Below are 3,715 nucleotides of genomic sequence, written 5' to 3' on the forward strand. Positions count from 1 at the left end.
TTCCGCGTGAAGCTGTTTGCGGTGCCGCACTTCCAGGTGGAAGGCATGGATGTGAACCTGTCTCTGGTGAGCCAGATGCCGAAAGCGAAAGCGTAAGGCGGTAGCAGGGATGAAAATTTATCGTCCGTTATGGGAAGACGGGGCCTTCCTGGCCCCGCAGCAGTTCCAGCAGCAGGCCCGCTGGGATGCACATGTGGCCGACACCGTGGCCCGGATGGCGCTGGCGCACCCGTGGGGTGTGCTGTGTGCGGAGTTCGACGAAGGCGCTCTGGCCCTTTCACGGCTGAATGCCACCCGGCTTTGCGTGCGCTTTGCGGATGGTACGCTGGTGGACACAGATCTGGCGGATAACCTGCCGCCGGTCTGTGATTTATCAGCGGCGGGGAGTGATGCAGTTGAAGTGCTGCTGTGTCTGCCACTCCTCAGCGCCAACGGCGGTAATCTGGATGACGGGCAGGACAGTGCCCGTCCGCGCCGCTGGCAGTCTGAACGGGTGACGGTGCAGGAACTGGCCGGGCATGAGCGCAGTGAACTGACGGTACTTCGTCATGCCCTGACGCTGCGGCTGTCGACTCAGGAAAACAGCGCCTGGCTTACCTGCCCGGTGGCGAGACTGATGCGAAACGCGCAGGGGCAGTGGGTACTGGAGCGGAGCTTTATTCCGCCGCTGCTCTCTTTATCTGCCAGCCCGTTACTGCTCAGCGAACTGAGTGATTTGCTGCACCGCCTTGCGGCCCGGCGTAAGCGCCTGATGGCAATGCGCCGTGAAAGCAACGAGCGGATGGCGGACTTCGCGGTGGCCGATGTATCGCTGTTCTGGTTGCTGAACGCCCTCAACAGCGTTGAGCCGGTACTGACGGAGCTGCACCAGGCGCCGTCCCGCCATCCGGAACTGCTGTACCGCGAGCTGGCCCGCCTTGCCGGCAGCCTGCTGACCTTTTCGCTTGAACATGATGTGGACGCCATTCCCCCCTATCGGCATGACGCGCCGGAAACGGTGTTCCCGCCGCTGTTTACCCTGCTTGATAGTCTCCTTGAAGCCAGTCTGCCGTCGCGCGTGATCGCTATTGAACTGAAACAGGGCGAAGACCGGGAAATCTGGCGCGGGAAGCTGCACGACGCGAGGCTGCGTGAAGGGGCCGATTTCTATCTCTCCGTGCGCTCCGCCATGCCAAACCACGAACTCCAGACGCGCTTCCCGCAACTGTGCAAGGCGGGCAGCCACGATGATGTCTCTGAGGTGGTGAATATCGCCCTGAGCGGGATGGTGATTAAACCGCTGAGTCACGTTCCGGCGGCCATCCCGCTGCGCCTGGAAAATCAGTATTTCGCGCTGGATCTGTCCACCGATGCTGCTCGTGCCATGCTGGAAGCCGGGAACTGTACCTTCTATACGCCGGGCTCCCTCGGTGAGGTGAAACTTGAACTGTTTGCGGTGCTGCGCTCATGAACGATGCCGACATTGACCTGATAAACAAAACGTTTTATCCGGGCTGGCTGATGGTCAGCCAGTTGCGCAGCGGCCAGGAGGTAAAGGACGGCGAAGCGCTGTACCGACGGGCCTGCCGGTGGGTGAACGCCGCGCGTGAATCACTGAACAAAGCCGGGTACAGCACCACGTCCTGCGAACATATGCTGTATGCGTACTGCGCCCTGATGGATGAGAGCGTGCTGAACCGGGATAAACAGGATGACGGTTACCGCCAGTGGCGAAAAGACCCACTTCAGGCGCGGTTTTTCCGTACCCTGAATGCAGGAGAAGAGCTATGGGAGCGTATCCGTACGGCCCTGCGCGAACCTGCGCCGGATGTGGCAGTGCTGACCTGTCTGTACCGCACTCTGCAACTGGGCTTCACCGGCCAGTACCGCACGCAGGATGATGAGCGGCGTGAGGATGTGGTGCGCGCGCTCAGTGAGCGCGTACCGCCGTTTGCGCTGACCCAGGAAACGCCTGTGGTGGTCAGGGCATCCCGCCTGCGCAGCGGACGCCGGATGTACTGGCTGGGCTGGGCGGCGGGCGTGGTGGTGCTGGCGGCGCTGTGGTTCACCTTCTCCTCTGTGCTGTCGCAGATGGTGGCGCAGATTGCGGGGCAGGGATAACGGATGCGTCAACTCACCCGAACGCTACTCACACTGTTTGCTGCTGTCCTTGCCCTGTGGCTGGTCGTGGGTTTCTGGCCGCTTTCCACCGTCAGCCGTTCTGTGCTTAGCATCTGTATTCTGCTGGTCTGCGGCGCGGCGCTATGGCATCGGTGGCGGCGTCGCCAGTTCGTCATACCGGTAACGGAGCATGTCCTGCCCCCGGAAGATTTTCAGGGTGCGGTGGTGCTGGTCTGCGGCGATACGACCAGCCTGTTCCCTCCCGATACCGTTTATCGTGAAACCCGTCAGGGCTGGTACATACACGCGCAAAACGCAGAACAGCTGCCGCTGCTGGCGCAGCATCTGGCGGCTGTCCGTCCGGCGCTGGTGTCGCAGGTCTCGGTATTGCTGGCGCTGATACCGGAACAGCAGACGTCGGAAGAGTCACTGGCGCAGACGCTCCGTGGCTGGCGACGCAGTATTACGCAGTGCCGGAACTGGCTGAACGGTGTTCCACCGGTATGGAGCGTGGCCTGGGTGACGCCACCTGACCTTCACTCTAAAGAAGAGGCGCAGTGGTTAACCGTCACACCGGAGTTACCGGGCGTGCGGGTGCGGCAGAACGGACATGTCGCCCTGCCGGTGACGGACTGGCAGTGGGAGAGCGGCAGCCGCGCCTCACGCCTTTATGACACGCTGTGGCTGGACAGCATACTGGCGCTGATGGCGCACCACCTCACCCGGCCACTCAGCGCCAGACAGGGTGAGCTTCCGCAGCTGAATCTCTGCGCGGCAGGTATCTGTCTGACACCGATCGCCGCAACAGAGGATAACCTCTGGCAGCAGCAGATAGCCGGTATCACCACGCTTTGCCCGAAACCTGTCTTTGCACCGGATTTACTGCCGCTGCCGGAGGTATTGCTGCCGTACCTGCCGCGTCGCCACGGCATCAGCCGCCGGATGCAGAATATGCGGCTGGCCGGGGGTATCAGCTTTGTCTTCCTTGCGCTGGCGATGCTGGCTTCCTTTATCAACAACCAGCGGCTGGTGCGCAGCGTGGGCGACCACCTTGCCGTATACCACCGTCTCAGCGGCACGCCACCTGAGCCGAAGCAGCAGGCGCAGCAGCGTTTGCGGGCAGACAGCCGCCTGCTGGACGACTGGCTGCGGCGTGGCGAGCCACTGCGTTACGGGCTCGGCCTGTATCAGGGCATGCGTCTGATCCCGCCGGTAGAAGCCGCCATTAATAGCTGGACGCCACCGCCGCCACTTCGTCCGGTGATTAAGAAAATCGTGCAGGGGCCGCAGACTGTCCGCCTCGACAGCATGTCGCTGTTCGATACCGGAAAGTGGGCGCTTAAACCCGCCTCAACAAAGCTGCTGGTGAACTCGCTTGTGGGGATCAAGGCGAAGCCCGGCTGGCTGATTGTGGTGGCGGGCCATACCGACAGCACCGGGGATGACCCGTTCAACCAGGTGCTGTCGCTTAAGCGTGCGGAGTCGGTCCGCGACTGGATGCGGGATACCGGCGACGTGCCGGAGAGTTGTTTTGCGGTGCAGGGCTATGGTGAAAGCCGTCCTGTCGCCACCAACGACACGGCGGAAGGGCGTGCGCTGAACCGCCGTGTCGAAA

At 62.3% G+C, this 3,715-nt stretch carries 4 protein-coding genes; all 4 read left to right on the top strand.

What is annotated here, in order from left to right; all coding sequences use genetic code 11:
• A partial coding sequence (locus DD606_RS26565; RefSeq protein ID WP_232967805.1) for a hypothetical protein occupies positions 1 to 96 on the top strand: 96 nt, incomplete at its 5' end.
• Between the two features lie 13 nt (positions 97 to 109).
• A complete protein-coding gene (gene tssK / locus DD606_RS24045; protein ID WP_032667088.1) occupies positions 110 to 1,450 on the top strand; it encodes a type VI secretion system baseplate subunit TssK in 1,341 nt (446 codons plus the stop codon).
• The gene (gene tssL / locus DD606_RS24050; RefSeq protein ID WP_129259324.1) at positions 1,447 to 2,100 is read left to right on the top strand and encodes a type VI secretion system protein TssL, short form; all 654 of its coding nucleotides are present in this window, start codon (positions 1,447 to 1,449) and stop codon (positions 2,098 to 2,100) included. The genes tssK and tssL overlap by 4 nt, the downstream gene beginning before the upstream one ends.
• 3 nt (positions 2,101 to 2,103) lie before the next feature.
• Positions 2,104 to 3,715: OmpA family protein (locus DD606_RS24055; RefSeq protein WP_139158350.1), on the top strand; the 1,612-nt coding region annotated here is incomplete at its 3' end.

Source organism: Enterobacter cloacae complex sp. GF14B (assembly GCF_004136805.1).
In the GTDB taxonomy this organism is placed as follows: Bacteria; Pseudomonadota; Gammaproteobacteria; order Enterobacterales; family Enterobacteriaceae; genus Enterobacter; species Enterobacter hormaechei_C.